We start from the raw sequence: 19,336 nt of genomic DNA on the forward strand, positions 1-19,336 counted from the left end.
GGGAGAGCCGCCCCATGCGCATCCGAAGCTCAGCACTCGCCGCAGTGGCCGCCCTGGCCCTCTCCGCCGCGATCCCCACCGCCGCCACCGCCCAGGCGGAGGAGGCCGCCGCCCCCCGCCCCGGCGACATCGTCAGCAGCGCGCCGTCCGCCTTCCACCCGCTGCCCGGCCAGCCCACCAACACCAAGGCCTGGAAGATCCACTACAACTCGACGACCGCCGACGGAGCCCCGAACGTCGTCTCCGGCACCGTCGTCGTCCCGCAGGACGGCCGCACCGGCCCGCGCCCGCTGATCACCTACGCCGTCGGCACCGTCGGCATGGGCGACTCCTGCGCGCCGAGCAACAACCTCCCGTACGGCACCGCCATGGAGGCCAACCTCATCCAGCAGCTCACCCTGCGCGGCTGGGCCGTCGTCGTCACCGACTACGAGGGCCTCGGCACTCCCGGCACGCACACCTACACCGTCGGCCCCTCCGCCGGCCACGCCGTCCTCGACGCCGCCCGCGCGGCCACCCGCCTCCCCGAGGCCGGACTGTCCGCCACGACGCCCGTCGGCATCATGGGGTACTCCCAGGGCGGCCAGGCCAGCAGCTGGGCCGCCGAGCTGCAGGGCTCGTACGCGCCGGAGTTGCGGGTCAAGGGCACCGCGACGGGCGGGGTTCCGGCCGACCTGCTGAAGGTCGCCGACTTCAACAACGGCTCCTACGGCTCCGGCCTCATCTTCATGGCCGCCGCCGGGCAGGACGCGGCCTTCCCGGAACTGAAGCTCGACTCCTACCTCAACCCGGCCGGCAAGGTCCTGGTCGGCGCCATGAAGGACAACTGCGTCGCGATCGACTCCATCGCCGGCTCCTTCAAGCGGATCTCCGACCTGACCACCCGCAACCCGCTCGCGCAGCCCGACTGGCAGGCCCGGCTGAACCAGAGCAAGCTCGGGCGCACCGCCCCGGCCGCGCCCGTGTACCAGTACCACGCGCTCGGCGACGAGCTCATCCCGTACGCCGTCGGCAGCCGGCTGCGCTCCGACTGGTGCGCGCGGGGCACGAACCTCGAATTCGACACCATCTGGATCGGTGAGCACGTCAGCGGGGTCATCACGCAGTCCCTGGCGGCGGGCAACTGGCTCGCGGACCGTTTCGCGGGACGCTCGACGCACCCGAACTGCTGACCCGGGAACGGCCGTTGCCGCTGCCCCGTCCGGGAGGTCGCCGTGTTCCACGGTCTCACTCCCCGGCGGGGCAGGAGCGCGTCCCCGACGGCAGCCGGCCGTCGATCAGGAAGTGGTCCACGTACCCCTGCACACAGCGCGAGGCGACGTACCCGGTGTGCCCGTCGCCCTTGTAGTCCACGACCACGGTGTTGCCGAGCCGCTTCGCCGTCTCCTCCGTCCACTCGTACGGGGTGGCCGGGTCTCCGCGCGTTCCGACGAGCAGGATCCGCGGGATGCCCGCGGGGCGGTCGATCCCGCGGATGAAACCGGTGCCCGCGGGGCGCCCGTAGCAGGCCAGGACCGTCATCAGCTGGCGCGGCCCGAAGATCGGCGAGGCGGCGAGGAACACCGGCTGGAGCGCCTCCAGCTCCCGCGCGACGTCCGCCGGGGAGGCCTTGGCGTCACCGCGGTCCGGGTCGTCGGCGCAGTTCACGGCGACGAGCGCGGCGGCGGCGTTGTCGGCGGGCACGGCGGCGGCGCCCGTGCCGGGCGCCTCCCCGGGCGGTGGCGGTTCCTCCGGACCGCCGAGCTGCATCAGCCCCACGGGGTCGCCGCGCCGCTCCACGAGCGCGAGCGCGTCCGCGAGGGCGGGCCAGGCCTTCCGCGAGTACAGGGCGATCCCGATGGCGTCGGCCACGTCCTGGCCGGTGAAGCGCAGTCCGCCCTCGCCGGTCAGCGGCGTGGCGTCCAGTCGGGTGACGAGGGCCTGGACCTTCTCCTTGGCGGTACGGGTGTTCGTGCCGTAGACGCAGTCCTGCCGGTGGGCGCACCAGACGAGGAAGCCGTCCAGCGCCCGCTGCTGGCCGACCGCCGACAGCAGGGCCTGCTCGCCGAGCGGCTCGGTGAGGGTGTCGACACCGTCGAGGACCATGCGGCCGGTGCGGCGCGGGAACAGCGCGGCGTAGACCGCGCCGAGGCGCGTCCCGTAGGAGAAGCCGAGGTAGTCGAGCTTGTCCTCCCCGAGGGCCCGGCGCAGCAGGTCCATGTCGCGGGCCACACTGACGGTACCGACGTACGGGAGCACCGGGCCCGAGTCGAGCGCGCAGCGCTTGGCTTCGGCCCGCAGGGCGGCGAGCTCGGCGGCGGGGCCCGTGGGGGCCGCCGTGCCACCGCCGCCGCCCTGCGTCATCCCACCGCAGGTGACGGGGGCGCTGTGGCCGACGCCCCGGGGGTCGAAGGCGACGAGGTCGTAGCGCTTGTTGAGCTCCGCGAAGGCGTTGGGGTCGGCGGCGAGGGTGGAGACCCCGGGGGCGCCGGGGCCGCCGAAGTTCAGTACGAGGGAGCCGATCCGCTTGCCGGCGGGCCCGGTGGCGGGCAGCCGCGCGACGGCGAGCCGTACGGTTCCCTTGGTTGCGCCACTGTGGTCGATCGGCACGGTGAGGGTGCCGCAGCGCAGGTCCGCGGGCGCGGGCTGCTCGGGGCAGGCGCCCCACTGGATCGGCGCGGGCGCGGGAGTGCGGGCGGGCGTACGCGCGGGTCCCGAGCCGGGCACGGCTGCGAGCAGGGCGCCGGCCAGGGCGGTGCCGACGAATCCGGCGGCTATTCGCGTACGGGCCCGTGATGCCGAGCGGGCTGCGGGACGGGAACGGTGCACTGCACCCTCCTGGAGCGGCCCCCCGGACCAGTGAGCCCACCCTATGCGCGCCCTTCGCGCCCCGCTCTGCGAGACCCTCACCCGTCCGGCCCCTTGACGGGTGCGGCGGGGTGGGCCCTGCGGGGCTGGGGTCCCCTACCCGCCCTTCCACCGTTCCCCGGGCTCCGCCCGGACCCCTGCCGCGTGCGGCGCCGTTGCCGGGGGCCGGCCCCCGGACCCCCGCTCCTCAAACGCCGGAGGGGCTGAATTTTCGGCGGCGTCGGCCATATCCAGCCCCGCCGGCGTTTGAGGCGCGGGGTCTGGGGCGGAGCCCCAGGGGGTCCGGGCGCAGCCCGGGGAACGGGCGAAGGGCGGGTAGGGGACCCCGCCCCGCAGGGGCCACCCCGCCGCGTACACCCACGGGCCCGGCTGCGGCCCGACCGACGGGTCAGGACGGCCGGTACAGGGCCTCGATCTCGCGCGCGAAGTCCCGCGCGACCGCGCCCCGCTTCAGCTTCAAGGAAGGCGTCAGATGCCCCCGCTCCTCCGTGAAGTCCCCTTCCAGCACCACGAACCGCCGGATCGACTCCGCCCGCGAGACAAGGCGGTTCGCCTCGTCGACCGCCCGCTGGATGTCCGCCCGCAGTTCCTCGTCCGCCACCAGCTGCCGGATCGGCACGCCCACCTTCTTGCGCATCTGGCGCCAGTGCTGGAGCCCCTCCGGTTCCAGGGTGATCAGCGCGGTGACGTAGGGCCGGTTGTCGCCGACCACCATGCACTGGCCCACCAGCGGGTGGGCCCGTAGCCAGTCCTCCAGGGGTGCGGGGGCCACGTTCTTGCCGCCGGAGGTGATGATGATGTCCTTCTTCCGCCCGGTGATCGTGAGATACCCGTCCGCGTCGAGCTCCCCGATGTCCCCCGTGGACAGCCACTGCTCCCCGCCCACCGCCACGCCGCTGTTCCAGTACCCCGCGAACACGTGCGGCCCCCGCAACAGCACCTCCCCGTCGTCCGCGATCCGTACCGCCGTCCCCGGCAGCGGCCACCCCACCGTGCCCAGCCGGGGCCGCAGCGGCGGGGTGACGGTCGCGGCCGCGGTCGTCTCCGTGAGCCCGTACCCCTCGAAGACCTCGATGCCCGCACCCGTGTAGAAGGCGGCGAGGCGCCGGCCGAGCGGGGAGCCGCCGCTCAGGATGTACCGCACGCGCCCGCCCAGGGCCGCGCGGATCCGCCGGTAGACGAGCGGTTCGTAGAGCGCCCGGCCCAGCCGCAGGCCCAGCCCGGGCCGCTTGCCCTCCACGACCGCCACCTCCCCGAAGCTGCGCGCGATCCGCGCCGCCCGGTCGAAGGAGGAGGCCCGGCCCATCTTCTCGGCCGTCGCCCGCGCGGTGTTGTAGACCTTCTCCAGGACGTACGGGATCGCCAGCAGGAACGTCGGCCGGAAGCCGGCCAGGTCGGCCAGCAGGTCCTCGCCGCGGATGCTGGGCGCGTGGCCGAGCTTCACCCGCGCCCGGATGCACCCGACGGCCACCATCCGCCCGAAGACGTGCGACAGCGGCAGGAAGAGGAGGGTCGAGGCCGGGTCCTTGCTGACCGATTTGAAGACGGGGTGCAGCAGCTCCACCGAATTGTCCACCTCGGCGAAGAAGTTGGCGTGCGTCAGCACGCACCCCTTGGGCTGGCCCGTGGTCCCGGAGGTGTAGATCAGCGTCGCGACGGAATCCGGCGCGCACCCGGCCCGCCGGGCCGCGACGACCTCGTCGGGCACGTGCTCCCCGGCCTTGACCAGCCGGGCCAGCGCCCCCGTGTCGAACTCCCAGAGGTGGCGCAGCCAGGGCAGGTTGGCCCGCTCCGCGCTGATGATCCGCGCCTGCGCCGTGTCCTCCACGGCGCACGCCACGGCGCCCGAGTCCTGGATGATCCAGCGCGCCTGGATGGCCGAGGAGGTCGGATAGACCGGTACGGTGATCAGCCCGGCCGCCCAGCCCGCGAAGTCCAGCAGGGTCCACTCGTAGGTGGTCCGCGCCATGATGGCCAGCCGGTCACCGGGGCGCAGCCCTTCGGCGATCAGCCCCTTCGCGACGGCGAGGACTTCGGCGGCGAACTCGGCGGCCGTGACGTCCCGCCAGGTCCCGTCCCGCTCCTTGCGGGCGAGTACGGCGTCCCGTGGAGCCTCCCGGGCATTGTCGAAGGGGATGTCCCCGAGGGACCCGCTGACCGGCACCGGGGCCAGCGGGGGCACCCACACCTGGCGCACCCGCCCCTCGATCACGGTCTTGACGGGTTCGACGAGCTTCGGGGAACTGACGACCCTCACCAGGCTCGATTCGGCGGTCACGGCGTGCCTCTCTGGCCGGACGGAGTGTTACCGCCGGTAATTTACTTAGCGGTAACCACCCCTGAACACCCCTGTGCCCGGCTTTTCACCGATGCTCCACGCCACGCTGCCCACACCCCCACCTCACGCGCACGCCGGCCCTCACGCTCGGCGCGCACCCTGGCACCGCCGCACAAACCCGGTGACCGAAGATCATCGATGCACCAGACTTTCCCCATGACCTCTCCCGACCCGAACCCCAAGGCCGAGCTGCTCTTCTACCTCCGGTCGGCCCGCGAAGCCCTCCTCTGGAAGCTCGAAGGACTCTCGGAATACGACGCCCGCCGCCCGCTCACCCCCACCGGCACGAACCTCCTCGGCCTGGTGAAGCACGCGGCCACCACGGAGCTGGGCTACCTCGGCGACACCTTCGGCCGCCCCTCCGGGGAGCCTCTCCCCTGGGTCGCGGAGGACGCCGAACCCAACGCGGACATGTGGGCCACCCCCGACCAGTCGCGGGCGGACGTCATCGGCCTCTACCACCGCGCGTGGGCCCACTCGGACGCCACGCTCGACGCCCTCCCCCTGGACACGGTCGGCACGGTCCCGTGGTGGCCGAGCCACGACAACCGGGTCTCCCTGCACCACGCCGTGGTCCGCGTCGTCTCCGACACCCACCGGCACGCCGGCCACGCCGACATCCTCCGCGAACTCCTGGACGGCACGGTGGGCATGCAGCCCACCAACCCCGGCGTCCCGCCGGCCGACACCACCTGGTGGCAGGCCCACCACGCCCGCCTGGAACGGGCGGCCCGCGAGGCCTAGGCCGTCTGCGCCCCCGGGACACCCGGTCCGGCGCGCCCCGGTGTCAGCCGGCGTCCCAGACGGTGACCGCGACTTCGAACTCGGACGGTCCGGACACCTTGGTGACGGTGAAGTAGCCGAGGCGACCCTCCAGCGTCATCAGGCAGGCCATGCCCCCCGTCCGGGCCACGAGCGAGCGCCCTGCCAGCAGCCCCTTCACCGCGGAGCAGTCCCGGTAGCCCGGCGGCTTCGCCCCTTCCCACGCCACGAGCGCGTGGCCTTCGACCTCACCCGCGTGACAGTCGCACGACAGGCCGAGATCGCCGACCCCCGCGCCGGAGGGCGGTACGCGGTCCAGCCACCAGCCCCCCGGCGCCCCGTTGCTGTAGAGCAGCAGGGGGCCTTGCCAGCGCACCTTCGGGGTCGGGGCCGGCTTCGGCTTCGGCTTCGCCGGCGGCACGGAGGAGCTCGACGGGGCCGACGGGACGGAGGGCGAGGGCGAGGGCGGCGAGGCCGGAGGCGATGACTGCTCCGGCGCCGAAGGGGTGGACGGGGTGGACGGAGGCGCGGCATCGTCATTGCCGGCGCCCTTGCCCTGATCGGCCCCGTTGACGTCGTGACCGGCGCAGTCGGCGCCGGTGCTGCAGTTGTTCTGGGTGCCGATCTCCGTACCACCGCACGACGACAGGGCCAGAACAGCGCTCGCCGCCAGCGCGGCACCTCTGACGGCCCCCGATCGCCGCGCCCTCATCATCCCTTCTCGTTGATGTCGTGGCCCGCGCACTGGGATGAGTTGCTGCAGTCGTTCCTGACGTCCCCCTTGTCGGAGTTCGTAAGGAACATCGCCACCGCGGTGATCAGCGCGGCGACGATCGTGCCCATCACGGACAACACGGCGATCCACTGATTCCTGGTCAAACTGGCCACTATCCATCCTCCCCCTCGGCGACTCCCACAAGAAGAGCACTGTTCGAAACGCCTCCGCCGCACGGATGGTTCCGTAAATCCCTTAAATTCAGGGCGAGTTGACGGGCGAGTCGGACCTGAGCGGAGACACCTGCGCTCAGGCGGCCGCCGTCACCTCGGGGGGCGGGCAGGTACGGCAGCGGCCGGGCTCCGGGGCCCTGAAGGCCCGGTCGCAGCCGTCGCAGTTCTGGAGCGGATCCGGGCGCCGCCGGTCGCCCGCCGCCGATGCCGATGCCGCCGGCCGTACCGGGGGCAGCGGCGGCGGAAGCAGGGCCCGGAGCCGGTAGTCCAGTACGGAGGCCGCGTTGCGCAGCGGCTCGGGGAGCCCGGCGGACAGCGCCCGCTCGATTCCGCCGGGTTCCACCCCCCGCTCCAGCCAGGCCGATACGGCGGGCGCCAGCCGCGCGACGTCGCGCTCGGAGAGCAGCAGCCGGGGATCACGGCGCCGCAGCCCGGCGAGCACGGCGACCGCCTCGGGCTCGGGCTCCGGCGCGGGCTCGGGCTCGGGGTCCGACTCGGGTTCCGGCGTCGGCCCCGGCGCGGGCTCCGGCTCCGGCTTCGGTTCCGGCTCCGGCTCGGGCACGGGGTCCGGTTCCGACTCCGGCTCCGGCTCGGGCGCGGGCTTCGACTCCGGCTTCGGCTTCGGCTCCGGCGAGGCCTCCGGGCCGGGCTCCGGGGCCGGCCCCGGCTTCGACCCCGGCCTCGCCGCGGGGAGCGCACCGCACTTCGCGGCCGGGTGGTTGTAGGACACCGTCCGCGTGATCACCTGCCCGCTCGCCAGCCGGACCCGGCTGCGCTCCAGGTACCCGTGCTCCTCCAACTCCCGTAGAGCGCGCGAGATCCGGATCTCCCCCTCCGGGAACCGCTCCGCGAGCCGCTTGATGCCGATGCGGGCCCCGGCGGGCAGCGACTGGATGTAGGCACCGAGGGCGATCGCGGTCAGCGACAGTTCGCGGTGCTGGATCAGGTGGTTGCCGATCACGGTGAAGTGGCCGGAGTGCCGGATGTTGACGTGGTCGACACCTGATCGGGGGGTCCCGGCGGGAACACGGGACGATGCGCGCGAGGGCGCGCTAAGCTGCGAAGGAGCCATGGGGAAGGTAGTGCTTCCTGTTTGGTCAGACCCTCGTTCGGGATTGCAGTCCCGGCGGGGGTCGTCTCATGTCTGAGGTTGTGTGGGGCGAGCATATGCCCGGCAACCATCCACAAATCCAGCCGAGTTGGCACAGTTCACCCGTGAGAGTGACGAGTCCCGGGCGAGGCCCGACGGGGAGCCGGAGGGGTGGGTGGGGTTGGTTTCACCTGGTCCTTTCAAGGGGTTGTGTCCGGCCCTACCGGGTCCCGGCCCTCACGACGCGGCCCGCACGGCACGTACCCCGGGCAGCCGGATCAGGGTGTGGTCGAAGGCCCCCCGGTGAGCCACCAGTGGATACCAGGGGTCGGGCGGCCCCACAGGGTAGTCGTCGCGCAGAACACCCTCCGGGAGCACCCCGGTCGCCGGCATCGGTGAGGTCTCGCGCGGGTGGACGAGGTACGCCCAGACCCCGCTGTCCAGCGGCACGACCACGGCCTCCTCGTCGCCGGGCGGGCGCCAGGGCTCGCCCGTGAGGGGGTGGCGGGGGACGAGGAGGACGTCGGGGCGGGGGCGGGTCGTGCCGATCCCCGGCCCGGCCGGCCCCACCGACCGGCCCCGGGCGCGACGGGGAGGTACGGGCGGACGGCGTGGCCGAGCAACTCGCCGAAGGGGCCCGGGGGAAGGCACACCGGCTGCCCCTCCGTGGCCACCACGAGGTGGGCCAGCGCCACCCCGAGGGCCGCCTCCCAGCGCCGGCTCCACGACCCGCCGTTCTCGACGGGCGGGACACGGTGCTCGGCACGCTCCAGGTCGTCCCAGTCGGGAGGCGGGCCCGCGGGGAGCCCCGAGGGGGCCCGTACGACCGCCTCCGGCTCCAGCCAGACGGTCTGCCACGATCCGCAGTCGTCCACGCGGGTCGCCACGGCCCGCCCGCAGCCCTCGCACGCCAGGTTGGGGCCGGCCCGGCCGTCCACGCCCCGGCAGTAGCCCTCGCACTTCTCGGGTATCAGGGCCATGGACCGGGAGTCCCCGGGGGCGATGACGATCCTGTTCCGCGCACCGAAGGAGACGGAGTACGTCGGCGCGTACACGCCCTGCCGGGCGGCCGCGTCCTCTCCGACCTCCTCCCACCGTCGCCACGGCGGTCCGGTGGGCAGGGGGTCGACGGCGTACGTCGAGGACTCCATCAGGGGAGGGTGCATCTCCTCCCACGCCCCGTGGTGGGTGTGCACGGGGAGCGCGACCCGCGACACCGGCGCCGTCAGCTCCGTACCGCACTCCGCGCACGCGAACACGTCCAACCGGCTCCCCCTCGCCCTGCCCCGCCCCGCCTCGCCCGATTCCCCCGGATCGTGCCCCGTTCGCGGCCGCGGATCCAGCGGATTTCGCACCGCCCGGGGGACGGGCGCTGCGGTTTGAGATGATCCGGCCATGGACGCTGGGGTGATGGGGAACGGGACGCGAGCGAACACGGCGGTGCCCGTACGGGTGGTCGCGGCCGCGGTGGAGCACGGCGCGGACTGGGCGCTGCGTTCCGCGGTGGCGGCGGACGTCGAGGTGATCGCGGAGTTGCGGGCCGTGGTCATGCGGCCGGACCTGGAACGCCTCGGGCGCTACGACGAGCACCGGGTGCGGCAGCGGCTGCGGGACGCCTTCTCGCCGCAGCACACGTCGGTCGTCGTCATCGGCCGCGAGATCGCGGGATGCGTCGCGGTCCGGCCCGACGAAGGCAGCCTGTGGCTGGAGCACTTCTACCTCGCTCCGCACCATCAGGGCCGTGGGCTCGGATCCGCCGTACTGGGCGCGGTCCTGGAGCGGACGGACGCGCAGGGCATGACCGTGCGCCTGAACGTCCTGCAGGGCAGCGCCGCCCGCCGGCTCTACGAACGTCACGGATTCGTCGTGGAAACCCAGGACCCGGTCGACGTCTTCATGACGCGCCCACCGGGATCGGTACCGAGCCCCCGCACACGAGCCCGACCTGCGACGGACACCGCCCTCAAGCAAGCTCGACGCTGAGCTGAAAGCCCAGTTCCCCGAAGCCCAACACGGTGGCGACCCGCCGGGAGGCGGGAGTGCGCGCCCGCCACCGCGGCAGCAACCGGGCGTCGAGAGCGTGGGCGACCGCCGCCGGTCCCGCCGCCCGGGCCAGTCCCCGCCCCCTCGACCCCGGCGCCGTCAGCACGCCGACATGCGCCACCCCTCCCGGCCACGTCCCGTACCCCGCGGCGGCCACCGCCCGCCCGTGCCCGTCGCGCACGACGCTCCACGGCCAACGCCCCCGCCGACAGCTTCCCTCCGCACCGGAAACGCTCTGTCACACGCCTGTGACGCGGACCGGACCATTCCACCCGCACAAGATCACTAATTTTCTGTCTGCAGCCAACAGCCCGAACTCAACGGCCTCCACCGGAAGAGACCACGGCATACGGCTCTCCTTACACCCACGCAGCACCGCTTCAAGGAGTCGTCATGCGCACCGCCCTCCGCGCCACCACCGCCGCCCTCGCCCTCTTCGGCGCGGTGATCGCCGTCCCCGCCACGGCGTTCGCGGCCTCTTCCCCGGCCCAGCAGGCTTCCCCCGCGAAGAGCAGCGTCGTCGCCGAGAACTGCGTCAAGTCGACGGTCATCCCGTCCGTGTTCCACGGCCTGACCGTCAAGCTGACCAACAGCGCCCACACCGGCGCCAAGGCGCAGCTGCGCGACGAGAACGGCAAGGTGCTGGGCACGGTCGACCAGTCCAAGCCGCTGGACCTCTCCTCCGGCCTGCGGATCGACGGCGTACTGTCCACCGCGCCCGTCTTCAAGCACCGCACCCAGGGCGGCGACATGCCGTGGACCGCCGTCGCGTTCCCGAAGCTCCCCAAGGACTGCAACGCCACCGGCAGCCTCTACTCCACGACGAAGTACGGCAGCCTGACCGTCAAGACGTACAAGGCCGGCCCGCAGGTCTTCAGCTCGTACATCATCGAGAACGGCAAGCGCGTGGGCTTCCTGCACCCGGCGCTCAACACCTACCAGGACGTCCGCAAGGTCGGCGAGCGCTACATCCGCCTCACCGTCGACGGCGGCACCCACAGCTGGACCGGCGCCACCACCACCTCCCCGAAGCTCGGCGTCTACAAGCTCGCCGGCATCGAGAAGGTCCGCCTGGTCAAGAAGGACGGCCTGTACGGCGTCCAGCTGACCTCGCACGGCAGCTGGGACGGTGCCGAGACCGTCTTCGTCAAGGGCAAGTCGCTCATCCTCCAGGACAACAACACCATCCTCGTCCTGAACGCGAACGGCACGCTCTCCAACTACATCTACGGCCACGCCCCCCAGACCGCACCGGTCTGGATCAAGGCCTGACCCACCCGCACCACCCCGACCTGAACAGGGGGCCGCCCCGGCAGACACGCTGCCGCAGCGGCCCCCTGTTCGCGTCGCAGCGGATCACCGGGGCGGCGACGCACGGCCCGACGCCGGAATCCGCCTTGCCCCGGCGGGCAGGACCCTCGCATGATCTCCGCATGGACGATACGCCGAACCAACTCCCCAACTCCCTGCCCGCGTTGCGCGCCAAGGCGGCCGACGCGGGCTTCACCCTGTCCTGCGAGGACCGCACGGGCAGCCTCCTGACGGTGCTGGCCGCCGGCCGCCCCGGGGGCCGGATCCTGGAGCTCGGCACCGGTGCGGGCGAGGGCGCCGCCTGGCTCCTCGGCGGCATGGACGGGGGCTCCCGCCTCACCACCGTCGAACTCGACCCCGCCGTCCAGGCCATCGCCCGCGAGCACCTGGGCGCCGACCCCCGGGTGACCTTCGTGTCCGGGGACGGCGGTACGTGGCTGGAGGACTTCGACGGCCCGCCCTTCGACCTCGTCTTCGCGGACACCTGGCCGGGCAAGTTCACCCACCTCGACCGGGCCCTGGAACTGGTGGCTCCCGGCGGGACCTACCTGATCGACGACCTCCTCCCCCAGCCCGGATGGCCGGACGGCCACAAGGCCTCCGTCGACCGCCTGCTGGCCGAACTCGACGAGCGCAAGGACTTCCGGTGCGTCCGCCTGGCCTGGGCGAGCGGCCTGCTGATGGCGGTACGCACGGCCTGACGGCACCGCAGCCCCCGCCCGGACGGGGGCGGGGGCTGCGGTGGTGGGTGGCGGAGGTCAGGCGGTCGCGAGGGGCTCCGCCTCGGGACGGCGTCACCAACCGAGTTGCTCCTCACCCAGGACCTCGCCGCCGATGTGCGCGGCGAGCTTCTCGGCCCGAGGCAGGTCGCCCCATTTGTCCACATGGACGAAGACGGTGTGATGTTCGGTCCATCGGCCCCACTGGGCGTCATCGCCGTGGAACACGACCTGGACCCCGTCGTACTTCGCGATCCCGTACTGGTCCGCCTCTGGATCATCCGGCCACAGGCCATGCCAGCCGATGGCGGCCGTGCCCTGGCCGAGGGCCGCCACGAAGCGTTCCTCCGCGCTCCCCCTCGCAGCGTCCTCCAGCGTGTACAGCGGCAGGTGCGCTTCCAGTACGACGTCCTCCGTCGTCGCCACATCGAGGTCGAACCATCCGGAGTGACCGTTCGACCCGGTTCGGACGCCGACGTAGTGGAAGGTCGCCCCGGGCAGGACCGCGGCCATCTTCCGCAGATCCTCGACCGTCTCGAGCTCGGCCATGAGCCCGACCTCGTCCTCGCACTCCGCCAGCAGCGCGCACAGGCGCATGGCCTGCGTGTACGCCGCGGTCGCGTCGGTGGTCCGGAAGACGGGATATGCCCTGGAGTTGCCCATGGACCGAACCGTCACACGCTCGCGCAGGCTTCCGCCAGCCCATTTCGCCGGTCCCGTCGCGGCTCTGTGCACGTCACCCCGTCCGGGGCGCACCGCAGCCCCCGCCCGGACGGGGGCGGGGGCTGCGGCAGTCGGGCGGCGGGGCTCAGGCGGTGACGAGGGCCTTCGCCGGGTCGGCGTCCGAGGAGTCCGAAGAGTCCGCGGAGTCCGCGGCGTCGGACTGGGCCGGGATCTCGGTCTGGGCCGGCTCGTCCAGGAGGGACGAGGAGGCGGTGGCGTAGGCCGCCTTGTCCAGGATTCCCTCGCGGGCCGCGACGATGACCGGGACCAGCGCCTGGCCGGCCACGTTGGTGGCCGTGCGCATCATGTCCAGGATCGGGTCGATCGCCATCAGCAGGCCCACGCCCTCCAGCGGGAGGCCCAGCGTGGAGAGGGTCAGGGTCAGCATGACCGTGGCGCCCGTCAGACCGGCCGTGGCGGCGGAGCCGACGACCGAGACGAAGGCGATCAGCAGGTAGTCGGTGATGCCGAGCTGCACGTCGAAGATCTGCGCGATGAAGATCGCGGCGAGCGCCGGGTAGATCGCGGCGCAGCCGTCCATCTTGGTGGTCGCGCCGAACGGGACGGCGAAGGAGGCGTACTCCTTCGGGACGCCGAGGCGCTCGGTGACCTTCTGGGTGACCGGCATGGTGCCGACCGAGGAGCGGGAGACGAAGGCGAGCTGGATGGCCGGCCAGGCGCCCTTGAAGAACTGGAGCGGGTTGACCTTGGCGACGGTCCACAGGAGCAGCGGGTAGACGCCGAACATCACGAGCGCGGAGCCGACGTACACGTCCACCGTGAAGGTGGCGTACTTGCCGAGCAGGTCCCAGCCGTAGGTGGCGATCGCGGTGCCGATCAGACCGACGGTGCCGATCGGGGCGAGGCGGATGACCCACCACAGGGCCTTCTGGAGCAGTTCCAGCACCGACTCGGCGAGGTTCAGCACCGGCTGGGCCTTGGTGCCGAGCTGGAGGGCGGCGATACCGGCGACGGCGGCGAGGAAGACGATCTGCAGCACGTTCAGTTCGGTGAACGGCGTGATGATGTCGGTCGGCACGATGCCGGTCAGGAAGTCCAGCCAGGACCCCTCGCGCTTCGGTAGCTTGCCGTCCTGCGGGGTGAGGCCGGTGCCGGCACCCGGGTTGGTGAGCAGGCCGATCGCGAGGCCGATGGCCACCGCGATCAGCGAGGTGATCATGAACCAGAGCAGCGTGCGGGAGGCGAGCCGCGCGGCGTTGTTCACCTTCCGGAGGTTGGTGATCGACACCAGGATGGCGAAGAAGACGAGCGGGGCGACGGCCAGCTTCAGGAGCTGGACGAAGATGTCGCCTATCTGCTCCAGGGTCGTACCGAGCCAGCTGATCTCCTGGCTGCGGGAGACCCAGCCGAGCAGAACGCCGAGCACGAGGCCGGTGACGATCTGGGCCCAGAAGGGGAACGAGAAGGAGGACTTCTTCGCCGGGGCGGGGGCCTCGGCGGCAGGGGTCTGCGGTGACGCGGACACGGACACTCTCCGGGTGGATCTGCGGTTTCTGCGGGAGGGGGGGTGGTGATGCGGTGCGGCAGCACCCGGAAAAGCGAAGAGCCGGGCGGGCGGACCGCTGCTGCGTCAGGGCCGGTCGCGAGGACTCAGCGACAACAGCAACAGGCCGCGGACACGCGGCGGCAGAGGTCGACGTGCAGGCGCGCCACGAGCGGAACGCTCGGGGTCATCTGGTGCGCGGCTGTCGTCAACATGTTGAAGACGCTAACACTTCACCTTTGGGAATCTCAAAGTCTCCCTTTGGGTCAACCGGTGCCCCCGGGCCGGGAATCCCGCCGATACCCCCCCGGAAAACACCGAAAGCCCCGGCGTTCCGGGGGCGAACCCGGTGCCGAGGCATTTCGGTGTGTGATGAAGCTAACTGCTCCGCACTAGCCGGCGCGCGCGGCCTCGTCGACCGCGTCGTCCTCCTGGCTGCGGTTCGCGGCGAGCTTGTCCTTCGCGCCCGCGACACGACCGGAGATGGCCACGGACATCTCGTCGCGCTGCTTGCGCAGCAGCACGAAGGAGAGCGGCGCGGAGAGCACGAGGGCGAGCAGCACGACCCAGGCGGGGTTGGCGTCACCGAGACCGGAGGGCACCCAGCCCAGCCGGACCAGACCGGCGACGAGGACGAGGCATCCGACGAAGATCCCCAGGCGCATCGCGGTGTAACGGATCGTCGCGCTCGGCTTGAGGGACACGGTGACCCCTTCTCTCTCGTCGTCCTACGGCTGTACGTGCCCGTCCAGTGAAGCACGCCCGGGCCACGGACAAGGGCGCCGGGGGGCTTCGACGGGCTGCGAAGCCGGCCCCCCGGACCCGTGCCGCTAGGAGATGCGGATGTACGACCAGTTCGTGGCCTTGCCGGCCTGCGACCGGTTGCCGAAGCCGCCCTTGCCGTTGCCCGCGTTCAGCCAGGCGTGACCGTCCTTGTCGACCGAGATCAGGTCGGCCTTGCCGTCCCCGGGACCGGGAGGTCCTTGACCGTGGTCCAGCCCGCCGCGCCGGGGGCCTTCTCCAGAGCGACGACGGCATTGCTCGCCCGCCATTGCCACACCAGCAGGGCCGTGCCGTCCTTGGCGACCGCCATGTCCATGGAGGAGATGTCCCGGCTGCCGGACGGCGGCTGCTGGTTGAGGTTGGCCGGAGCGGTCCACTCGGCCTTCGGGCCGGCCTTCCCGGCGGCCTTCACGACGCCGAAGACCGACCACACCGCGACCAGCCGGCCGTCGGGGGCCGCCGCCAGGTGCTGGTAGCCCTTCTCGGGGACCGCGGCCACGCACTCGGGCTCGGAGAAGGCGGTCGCGCCGGGCGCGAGGGTGGCCACCTTCAGCCAGTAGTTGTTGAGGTCGTCGGCCCGCTTGGCCCGCCAGACCAGGCGCACCGAGCCGTCGCCGAGCGCGACCAGCTCGGTGTTGTACCCGACGGCGTCCGGCCAGGCCTGCGGGGCGAGCCAGGCGGTGCTGCCGGCGGGCCGGATCCGGGTGGCACGGGAGAGCCCGTCGTTGGTGAGCGAGACGACGGCGCCGTTCCCCGCCGACACCAGGGCGTTGACGCCGCCCGAGGAGGAGGACGGGTCGGGGTTGGGAGTCTACGGGGAGCTGGTGCCCCACGGGCCCGGCGTACGCGTCGAGGCGGCGGCCGGGACGGCGTCGGCCGCGGCCGAGGTGCCGGCCGCCGTCGCGGTGCCGGCGGCGGCCGGAGCCGCGGCCGCCAGGGCGAGGCCGCCCACTAGTGCAGCGGCAGCAGCATCGTGATGTCGTCGCGGTCGTCGCCCGGGGCCACCCGGATCGCGCCGGGGACGCGGCCGACCTCCTTGTAGCCGCAGGCGGCGTAGAAGTGCTCCAGGCCCAACCCGCCCCGGCAGCCGAGGCGGATCGCGTCGATGCCCTCCATCGTGCGGGCGGCGTCCGCGACGGCCTCCATCAGCGCGCGACCGGCGCCGCCGCCCTGGAGGGCGGGGTCGACCATGACGGTGTAGACCCAGACCCAATGCCGCTGGAGCCGGTGCTGGTTGAGCGCGATGACGGCGACGGCGCGCACCCGCCCGGCCGCGTCGCGCCCGACGAGCAGCCGGCTGCGGCCCTCGGAGGCCGCGGCGAGGTGCGCGTCCAGTGCGGGGCGGACGTCCTCGACGGTGACGGGCGGTACGAAGCCCACCGCGCCGCCGGCGTTGGACACGTCGGTCCAGAGCGCGGCGAACTCCTCGACCAGGGCGGGGTCGACGACCGGATCGAAGACAAAAGTAAGGGTCATGTGGGCAGTTTAGCCATTACTCAATCTCGCGCGCAAAGGGCCCCGGCCCCCCGCCAGGGGGAACCGGGGCCACAGGGCACACCAGGCGTCAGGCGTCAGGCGTCAGAGCCGCATCGCCTGCGGCGTCTCGCGGAGTTCCGCGTCCGGGCCGGGGTACTCGCGGATGATCTCGTAGCGCGTGTTGCGCTCGACCGGGCGGAAGCCCGCCTCGCGGATCAGTTCCAGCAGGTCCTCGCGGCCCAGCTTGTTCGGGGTGCCGTAGTTGTCGGCGTCGTGCGTGATCTTGTACTCGACGACCGAGCCGTCCATGTCGTCCGCGCCGTGCTGGAGGGCGAGCTGCGCCGTCTGCACGCCGTGCATGACCCAGAAGACCTTCACGTGCGGGACGTTGTCGAAGAGCAGGCGGGAGACCGCGAAGGTCTTCAGCGCCTCGGCGCCCGTCGCCATCGTCGTACGCGCCTGGAGCTTGTTGCGTACCTTGCCGTCCTTCATGTCCACGAAGTCGTGCTGGTAGCGCAGCGGGATGAAGACCTGGAAACCGCCGGTCTCGTCCTGCAGTTCGCGCAGCCGCAGCACGTGGTCCACGCGGTGGCGCGGCTCCTCGATGTGCCCGTAGAGCATCGTCGCCGGGGTCTTGAGGCCCTTGGAGTGCGCCAGGCGGTGGATGCGCGACCAGTCTTCCCAGTGGGTGTTGTGGTCGACGATGTGCTGGCGGACCTCCCAGTCGAAGATCTCGGCGCCGCCGCCGGTGAGGGACTCCAGACCGGCCTCGATCAGCTCGTCCAGGATGTCGGAGGCCGACATGCCGGAGATCGTCTCGAAGTGGTGGATCTCCGTCGCCGTGAACGCCTTCAGCGAGACGTTCGGCAGCGCCTCCTTCAGCGCGGAGAGCGAGCGCGGGTAGTACCGCCACGGCAGGCTGGGGTGCAGGCCGTTGACGATGTGCAGCTCGGTGAGGTTCTCGCCCTCCATGGTCTTGGCCAGGCGGACGGCTTCCTCGATGCGCATCGTGTACGCGTCCTTCTCGCCCGGCTTGCGCTGGAACGAGCAGTACGCGCACGAGGCCGTGCACACGTTCGTCATGTTGAGGTGACGGTTGACGTTGAAGTGGACGACGTCGCCGTTCTTGCGCATGCGCACCTCGTGGGCGAGGCCGCCGAGCCAGGCCAGGTCGTCCGACTCGTAGAGGGCGATGCCGTCCTCACGGGTCAGCCGCTCGCCGGAGCGAACCTTGTCCTCCAGCTCACGCTTGAACCCAGCGTCCATGCCGGTCCTCTCCTCTGTCCTCTGTCCCCAGGCCCGCTCTTGCGCGGTCCGCGGCGCGGTACGTGTGCCCCACAACCGCGCCCCAACCGTACTCTCAGCGACCTCAGGCTTCTTCCGGCAGGCCCCCGACCCGGTTCTCCCACTTGGTGGAGAGCACGATCGTCGTGCGCGTGCGCGAGACGCCCTTGGTGCTGGAGAGCTTGCGGATGATCCGCTCCAGCCCGTCCACGTCGCCGGCCCGGACCTTGAGCATGTACGAGTCGTCGCCGGCGATGAACCAGCAGTCCTCGATCTCCGAGAGGTCGCGCAGCCGGCGGGCCACGTCCTCGTGGTCCGCCGCGTCGGAGAGCGAGATCCCGATCAGCGCCGTGACGCCGAGGCCGAGCGAGGCCGCGTCCACGGTCGCGCGGTACCCGGTGATGACTCCGGCCGTCTCCAGCCGGTTGATCCGGTCGGTGACGCTGGGGCCGGAGAGGCCCACGAGCCGGCCCAGCTCGGCGTACGAGGCGCGTCCGTTCTCACGAAGTGCCTGGATGAGCTGCTTGTCCACCGCGTCCATGTACCTGGAACCTTCCATTATTCGGCATTCCCTCAAGTTTACGTATAGAATCAAAGGCACACAGGGTCGACACCCTGTGAATCTTTCAACAGATCAAAGACGATCTGACAATTTTCAGGAGTGGTTCACCGTGTACACGATCGAGATGGCCTACGCGCACATGCGACAGCTCCAGGAGCTGGCCAACCGATCCCGCACCGACCAGCCCGTCGCCGCACACCGTGTCGACAAGATGCGCAAGCCGGGGCGCGCCAAGAAGCGCTAAGCGCCACCGCTCGCCCCCCGGGGAGGGCGGGAGCCTCCGAGCTCCCCTTCCCACCGGCGGTACAGCCCGTGCGGCACCCCTGCCGCGTCGAGCACCCGCCCCGCGACGAAGTCCACCAGATCCTGGATGTGCGTCGCACCCGCGTAGAACGCCGGAGAGGCGGGCAGCACCACTGCGCCCGCCTCGTCCAGGCTCACCAGATGCTTCAGCGTCTGCCCGCTCAGCGGGGTCTCCCGTACCGTCACCACCAGCCGGCGCCGCTCCTTGAGCGTCACGCTCGCGACCCGCTGGAGCAGGTCCTTCGACAGCCCGAGCGCCACCCCGGCCACGCAGGCCGTGGACGCGGGCACGATCAGCATCCCCTTCACCGGGTACGAGCCGCTGCTCGGTCCGGCCGCCAGGTCCCCCGCCGCCCAGTGGCGCACGCCGTCCAGGTCCGGGCGCGCGAAGGTGCCGGGCTTGCCGTCGGCCCCCCGCTCCAGCCACTCCCCCAGGTCGCTCTGCCAGTGCGCGTCGCGGAAGGCGATCCCCGTCTCGTCCAGCAGGGTCAGCCTGGACGCCCGGCTCACCACCAGGTCCACGCCCTCGCCAGCCGCCAGCAGCCCGCGGATCACGGCGGCCGCGTACGGCGTCCCGGACGCCCCGGAAACCCCGACCACCCACGGGGTGCGCTTGCCCTCAGTCATACCTCCGAGACTATCC

At 72.1% G+C, this 19,336-nt stretch carries 22 protein-coding genes; 6 read left to right on the forward strand and 16 right to left on the reverse strand.

Annotation, left to right across the window (positions count from 1 at the left end; genetic code table 11):
• Nucleotides 1-14: 14 nt before the first annotated feature.
• Nucleotides 15-1,172: a lipase family protein gene (locus tag ACFYYB_RS17805; RefSeq protein WP_389436068.1), complete on the forward strand. Its 1,158-nt coding sequence runs from the start codon at nt 15-17 to the stop codon at nt 1,170-1,172.
• 55 nt (nt 1,173-1,227) lie between these two features.
• Here ACFYYB_RS17805 and ACFYYB_RS17810 read toward each other — a convergent pair whose 3' ends face one another.
• Nucleotides 1,228-2,808, reverse strand: coding sequence for an alpha/beta hydrolase (locus tag ACFYYB_RS17810; RefSeq protein ID WP_389436069.1), 1,581 nt, complete (start codon nt 2,806-2,808; stop codon nt 1,228-1,230).
• A 427-nt stretch (nt 2,809-3,235) separates the two neighbouring features.
• Nucleotides 3,236-5,125: an AMP-dependent synthetase/ligase gene (locus ACFYYB_RS17815; RefSeq protein WP_389436070.1), complete on the reverse strand. Its 1,890-nt coding sequence runs from the start codon at nt 5,123-5,125 to the stop codon at nt 3,236-3,238.
• Nucleotides 5,126-5,341: 216 nt separating this feature from the next.
• Between ACFYYB_RS17815 and ACFYYB_RS17820 the strand changes: the two genes are divergently transcribed.
• Complete coding sequence (locus ACFYYB_RS17820) at nt 5,342-5,929, forward strand: DinB family protein (RefSeq protein WP_389436071.1); 588 nt, start codon at nt 5,342-5,344, stop codon at nt 5,927-5,929.
• Between the two features lie 43 nt (nt 5,930-5,972).
• Here the strand turns inward: ACFYYB_RS17820 and ACFYYB_RS17825 are convergent, their stop codons facing one another.
• The 4 genes from ACFYYB_RS17825 to ACFYYB_RS17840 form a co-directional block, all read right to left on the reverse strand.
• Complete coding sequence (locus tag ACFYYB_RS17825) at nt 5,973-6,659, reverse strand: hypothetical protein (RefSeq protein ID WP_389436072.1); 687 nt, start codon at nt 6,657-6,659, stop codon at nt 5,973-5,975.
• Complete coding sequence (locus ACFYYB_RS17830) at nt 6,659-6,826, reverse strand: hypothetical protein (RefSeq protein WP_389436073.1); 168 nt, start codon at nt 6,824-6,826, stop codon at nt 6,659-6,661. Before ACFYYB_RS17830 ends, ACFYYB_RS17825 begins: the two co-directional genes overlap by 1 nt.
• A 145-nt stretch (nt 6,827-6,971) precedes the next feature.
• Nucleotides 6,972-7,967, reverse strand: coding sequence for a helix-turn-helix domain-containing protein (locus tag ACFYYB_RS17835; protein WP_389436074.1), 996 nt, complete (start codon nt 7,965-7,967; stop codon nt 6,972-6,974).
• Nucleotides 7,968-8,222: 255 nt separating this feature from the next.
• The gene (locus ACFYYB_RS17840) at nt 8,223-8,555 is read right to left on the reverse strand and encodes a hypothetical protein (RefSeq protein ID WP_389436075.1); all 333 of its coding nucleotides are present in this window, start codon (nt 8,553-8,555) and stop codon (nt 8,223-8,225) included.
• 825 nt (nt 8,556-9,380) lie between these two features.
• Here ACFYYB_RS17840 and ACFYYB_RS17845 point away from each other — a divergent pair.
• Nucleotides 9,381-9,968: a GNAT family N-acetyltransferase gene (locus ACFYYB_RS17845; RefSeq protein WP_389436076.1), complete on the forward strand. Its 588-nt coding sequence runs from the start codon at nt 9,381-9,383 to the stop codon at nt 9,966-9,968.
• Here the strand turns inward: ACFYYB_RS17845 and ACFYYB_RS17850 are convergent.
• On the reverse strand, nt 9,949-10,209 hold the full coding sequence (locus tag ACFYYB_RS17850) for a GNAT family N-acetyltransferase (RefSeq protein WP_389436077.1): 261 nt from the start codon (nt 10,207-10,209) through the stop codon (nt 9,949-9,951). The two genes, ACFYYB_RS17845 and ACFYYB_RS17850, sit on opposite strands and share 20 nt — an antisense overlap.
• A gap of 212 nt (nt 10,210-10,421) precedes the next feature.
• On the opposite strand from ACFYYB_RS17850, the gene ACFYYB_RS17855 reads away from it, so the two are divergent.
• Together ACFYYB_RS17855 and ACFYYB_RS17860 are read left to right on the forward strand one after the other, a co-directional pair.
• Entirely contained in the window at nt 10,422-11,300 is an 879-nt protein-coding gene (locus tag ACFYYB_RS17855) for a hypothetical protein (protein WP_389436078.1), read from the forward strand.
• Between the two features lie 161 nt (nt 11,301-11,461).
• Nucleotides 11,462-12,040, forward strand: coding sequence for an O-methyltransferase (locus ACFYYB_RS17860; protein ID WP_389436079.1), 579 nt, complete (start codon nt 11,462-11,464; stop codon nt 12,038-12,040).
• 93 nt (nt 12,041-12,133) lie between these two features.
• On the opposite strand, the gene ACFYYB_RS17865 is transcribed toward ACFYYB_RS17860, so the two are convergent.
• The 8 genes from ACFYYB_RS17865 to ACFYYB_RS17900 form a co-directional block, all read right to left on the reverse strand.
• Complete coding sequence (locus tag ACFYYB_RS17865; RefSeq protein WP_389436080.1) at nt 12,134-12,721, reverse strand: hypothetical protein; 588 nt, start codon at nt 12,719-12,721, stop codon at nt 12,134-12,136.
• A gap of 145 nt (nt 12,722-12,866) precedes the next feature.
• On the reverse strand, nt 12,867-14,267 hold the full coding sequence (locus tag ACFYYB_RS17870) for a dicarboxylate/amino acid:cation symporter (RefSeq protein ID WP_389436081.1): 1,401 nt from the start codon (nt 14,265-14,267) through the stop codon (nt 12,867-12,869).
• 410 nt (nt 14,268-14,677) lie between these two features.
• The gene (locus ACFYYB_RS17875; protein WP_389436238.1) at nt 14,678-14,950 is read right to left on the reverse strand and encodes a DUF4229 domain-containing protein; all 273 of its coding nucleotides are present in this window, start codon (nt 14,948-14,950) and stop codon (nt 14,678-14,680) included.
• Nucleotides 14,951-15,231: 281 nt separating this feature from the next.
• Nucleotides 15,232-15,831 (reverse strand): hypothetical protein, encoded by a 600-nt coding sequence (locus ACFYYB_RS17880; RefSeq protein WP_389436082.1) that lies wholly within the window; start codon nt 15,829-15,831, stop codon nt 15,232-15,234.
• Between the two features lie 48 nt (nt 15,832-15,879).
• The gene (locus ACFYYB_RS17885; protein ID WP_389436083.1) at nt 15,880-16,020 is read right to left on the reverse strand and encodes a hypothetical protein; all 141 of its coding nucleotides are present in this window, start codon (nt 16,018-16,020) and stop codon (nt 15,880-15,882) included.
• Nucleotides 16,020-16,544, reverse strand: a complete 525-nt coding sequence (locus tag ACFYYB_RS17890) for a GNAT family N-acetyltransferase (protein WP_389436084.1) — start codon at nt 16,542-16,544, stop codon at nt 16,020-16,022. Before ACFYYB_RS17890 ends, ACFYYB_RS17885 begins: the two co-directional genes overlap by 1 nt.
• Nucleotides 16,545-16,646: 102 nt before the next feature.
• On the reverse strand, nt 16,647-17,810 hold the full coding sequence (gene mqnE / locus ACFYYB_RS17895; RefSeq protein WP_327305204.1) for an aminofutalosine synthase MqnE: 1,164 nt from the start codon (nt 17,808-17,810) through the stop codon (nt 16,647-16,649).
• Nucleotides 17,811-17,913: 103 nt separating this feature from the next.
• Nucleotides 17,914-18,369 carry an Lrp/AsnC family transcriptional regulator gene (locus ACFYYB_RS17900; RefSeq protein ID WP_243340137.1) on the reverse strand — a complete coding sequence of 152 codons (456 nt, stop codon included), beginning with the start codon at nt 18,367-18,369 and terminating at the stop codon, nt 17,914-17,916.
• A gap of 130 nt (nt 18,370-18,499) precedes the next feature.
• Here ACFYYB_RS17900 and ACFYYB_RS17905 point away from each other — a divergent pair, with 130 nt between their 5' ends.
• Complete coding sequence (locus ACFYYB_RS17905) at nt 18,500-18,634, forward strand: hypothetical protein (RefSeq protein ID WP_266905748.1); 135 nt, start codon at nt 18,500-18,502, stop codon at nt 18,632-18,634.
• Here the strand turns inward: ACFYYB_RS17905 and ACFYYB_RS17910 are convergent.
• Entirely contained in the window at nt 18,631-19,320 is a 690-nt protein-coding gene (locus ACFYYB_RS17910; protein WP_389436085.1) for a UbiX family flavin prenyltransferase, read from the reverse strand. The two genes, ACFYYB_RS17905 and ACFYYB_RS17910, sit on opposite strands and share 4 nt — an antisense overlap.
• Nucleotides 19,321-19,336 lie beyond the last annotated feature (16 nt).

The sequence above is a fragment of the Streptomyces sp. NPDC002886 genome, from assembly GCF_042888445.1.
Taxonomy (GTDB): Bacteria; Actinomycetota; Actinomycetes; order Streptomycetales; family Streptomycetaceae; genus Streptomyces.

Coding starts and splice junctions, on each gene's coding strand:
- ACFYYB_RS17835 (WP_389436074.1), bottom strand. CDS start 7,967: ATGGCTCCTTCGCAGCTTAGCGCGCCCTCGCGCGCATCGTCCCGTGTT.
- ACFYYB_RS17845 (WP_389436076.1), top strand. CDS start 9,381: ATGGACGCTGGGGTGATGGGGAACGGGACGCGAGCGAACACGGCGGTG.
- ACFYYB_RS17860 (WP_389436079.1), top strand. CDS start 11,462: ATGGACGATACGCCGAACCAACTCCCCAACTCCCTGCCCGCGTTGCGC.
- mqnE (WP_327305204.1), bottom strand. CDS start 17,810: ATGGACGCTGGGTTCAAGCGTGAGCTGGAGGACAAGGTTCGCTCCGGC.
- ACFYYB_RS17865 (WP_389436080.1), bottom strand. CDS start 12,721: ATGGGCAACTCCAGGGCATATCCCGTCTTCCGGACCACCGACGCGACC.
- ACFYYB_RS17820 (WP_389436071.1), top strand. CDS start 5,342: ATGACCTCTCCCGACCCGAACCCCAAGGCCGAGCTGCTCTTCTACCTC.
- ACFYYB_RS17855 (WP_389436078.1), top strand. CDS start 10,422: ATGCGCACCGCCCTCCGCGCCACCACCGCCGCCCTCGCCCTCTTCGGC.
- ACFYYB_RS17875 (WP_389436238.1), bottom strand. CDS start 14,950: ATGCGCCTGGGGATCTTCGTCGGATGCCTCGTCCTCGTCGCCGGTCTG.
- ACFYYB_RS17910 (WP_389436085.1), bottom strand. CDS start 19,320: ATGACTGAGGGCAAGCGCACCCCGTGGGTGGTCGGGGTTTCCGGGGCG.
- ACFYYB_RS17890 (WP_389436084.1), bottom strand. CDS start 16,544: ATGACCCTTACTTTTGTCTTCGATCCGGTCGTCGACCCCGCCCTGGTC.
- ACFYYB_RS17825 (WP_389436072.1), bottom strand. CDS start 6,659: ATGAGGGCGCGGCGATCGGGGGCCGTCAGAGGTGCCGCGCTGGCGGCG.
- ACFYYB_RS17900 (WP_243340137.1), bottom strand. CDS start 18,369: ATGGACGCGGTGGACAAGCAGCTCATCCAGGCACTTCGTGAGAACGGA.
- ACFYYB_RS17805 (WP_389436068.1), top strand. CDS start 15: ATGCGCATCCGAAGCTCAGCACTCGCCGCAGTGGCCGCCCTGGCCCTC.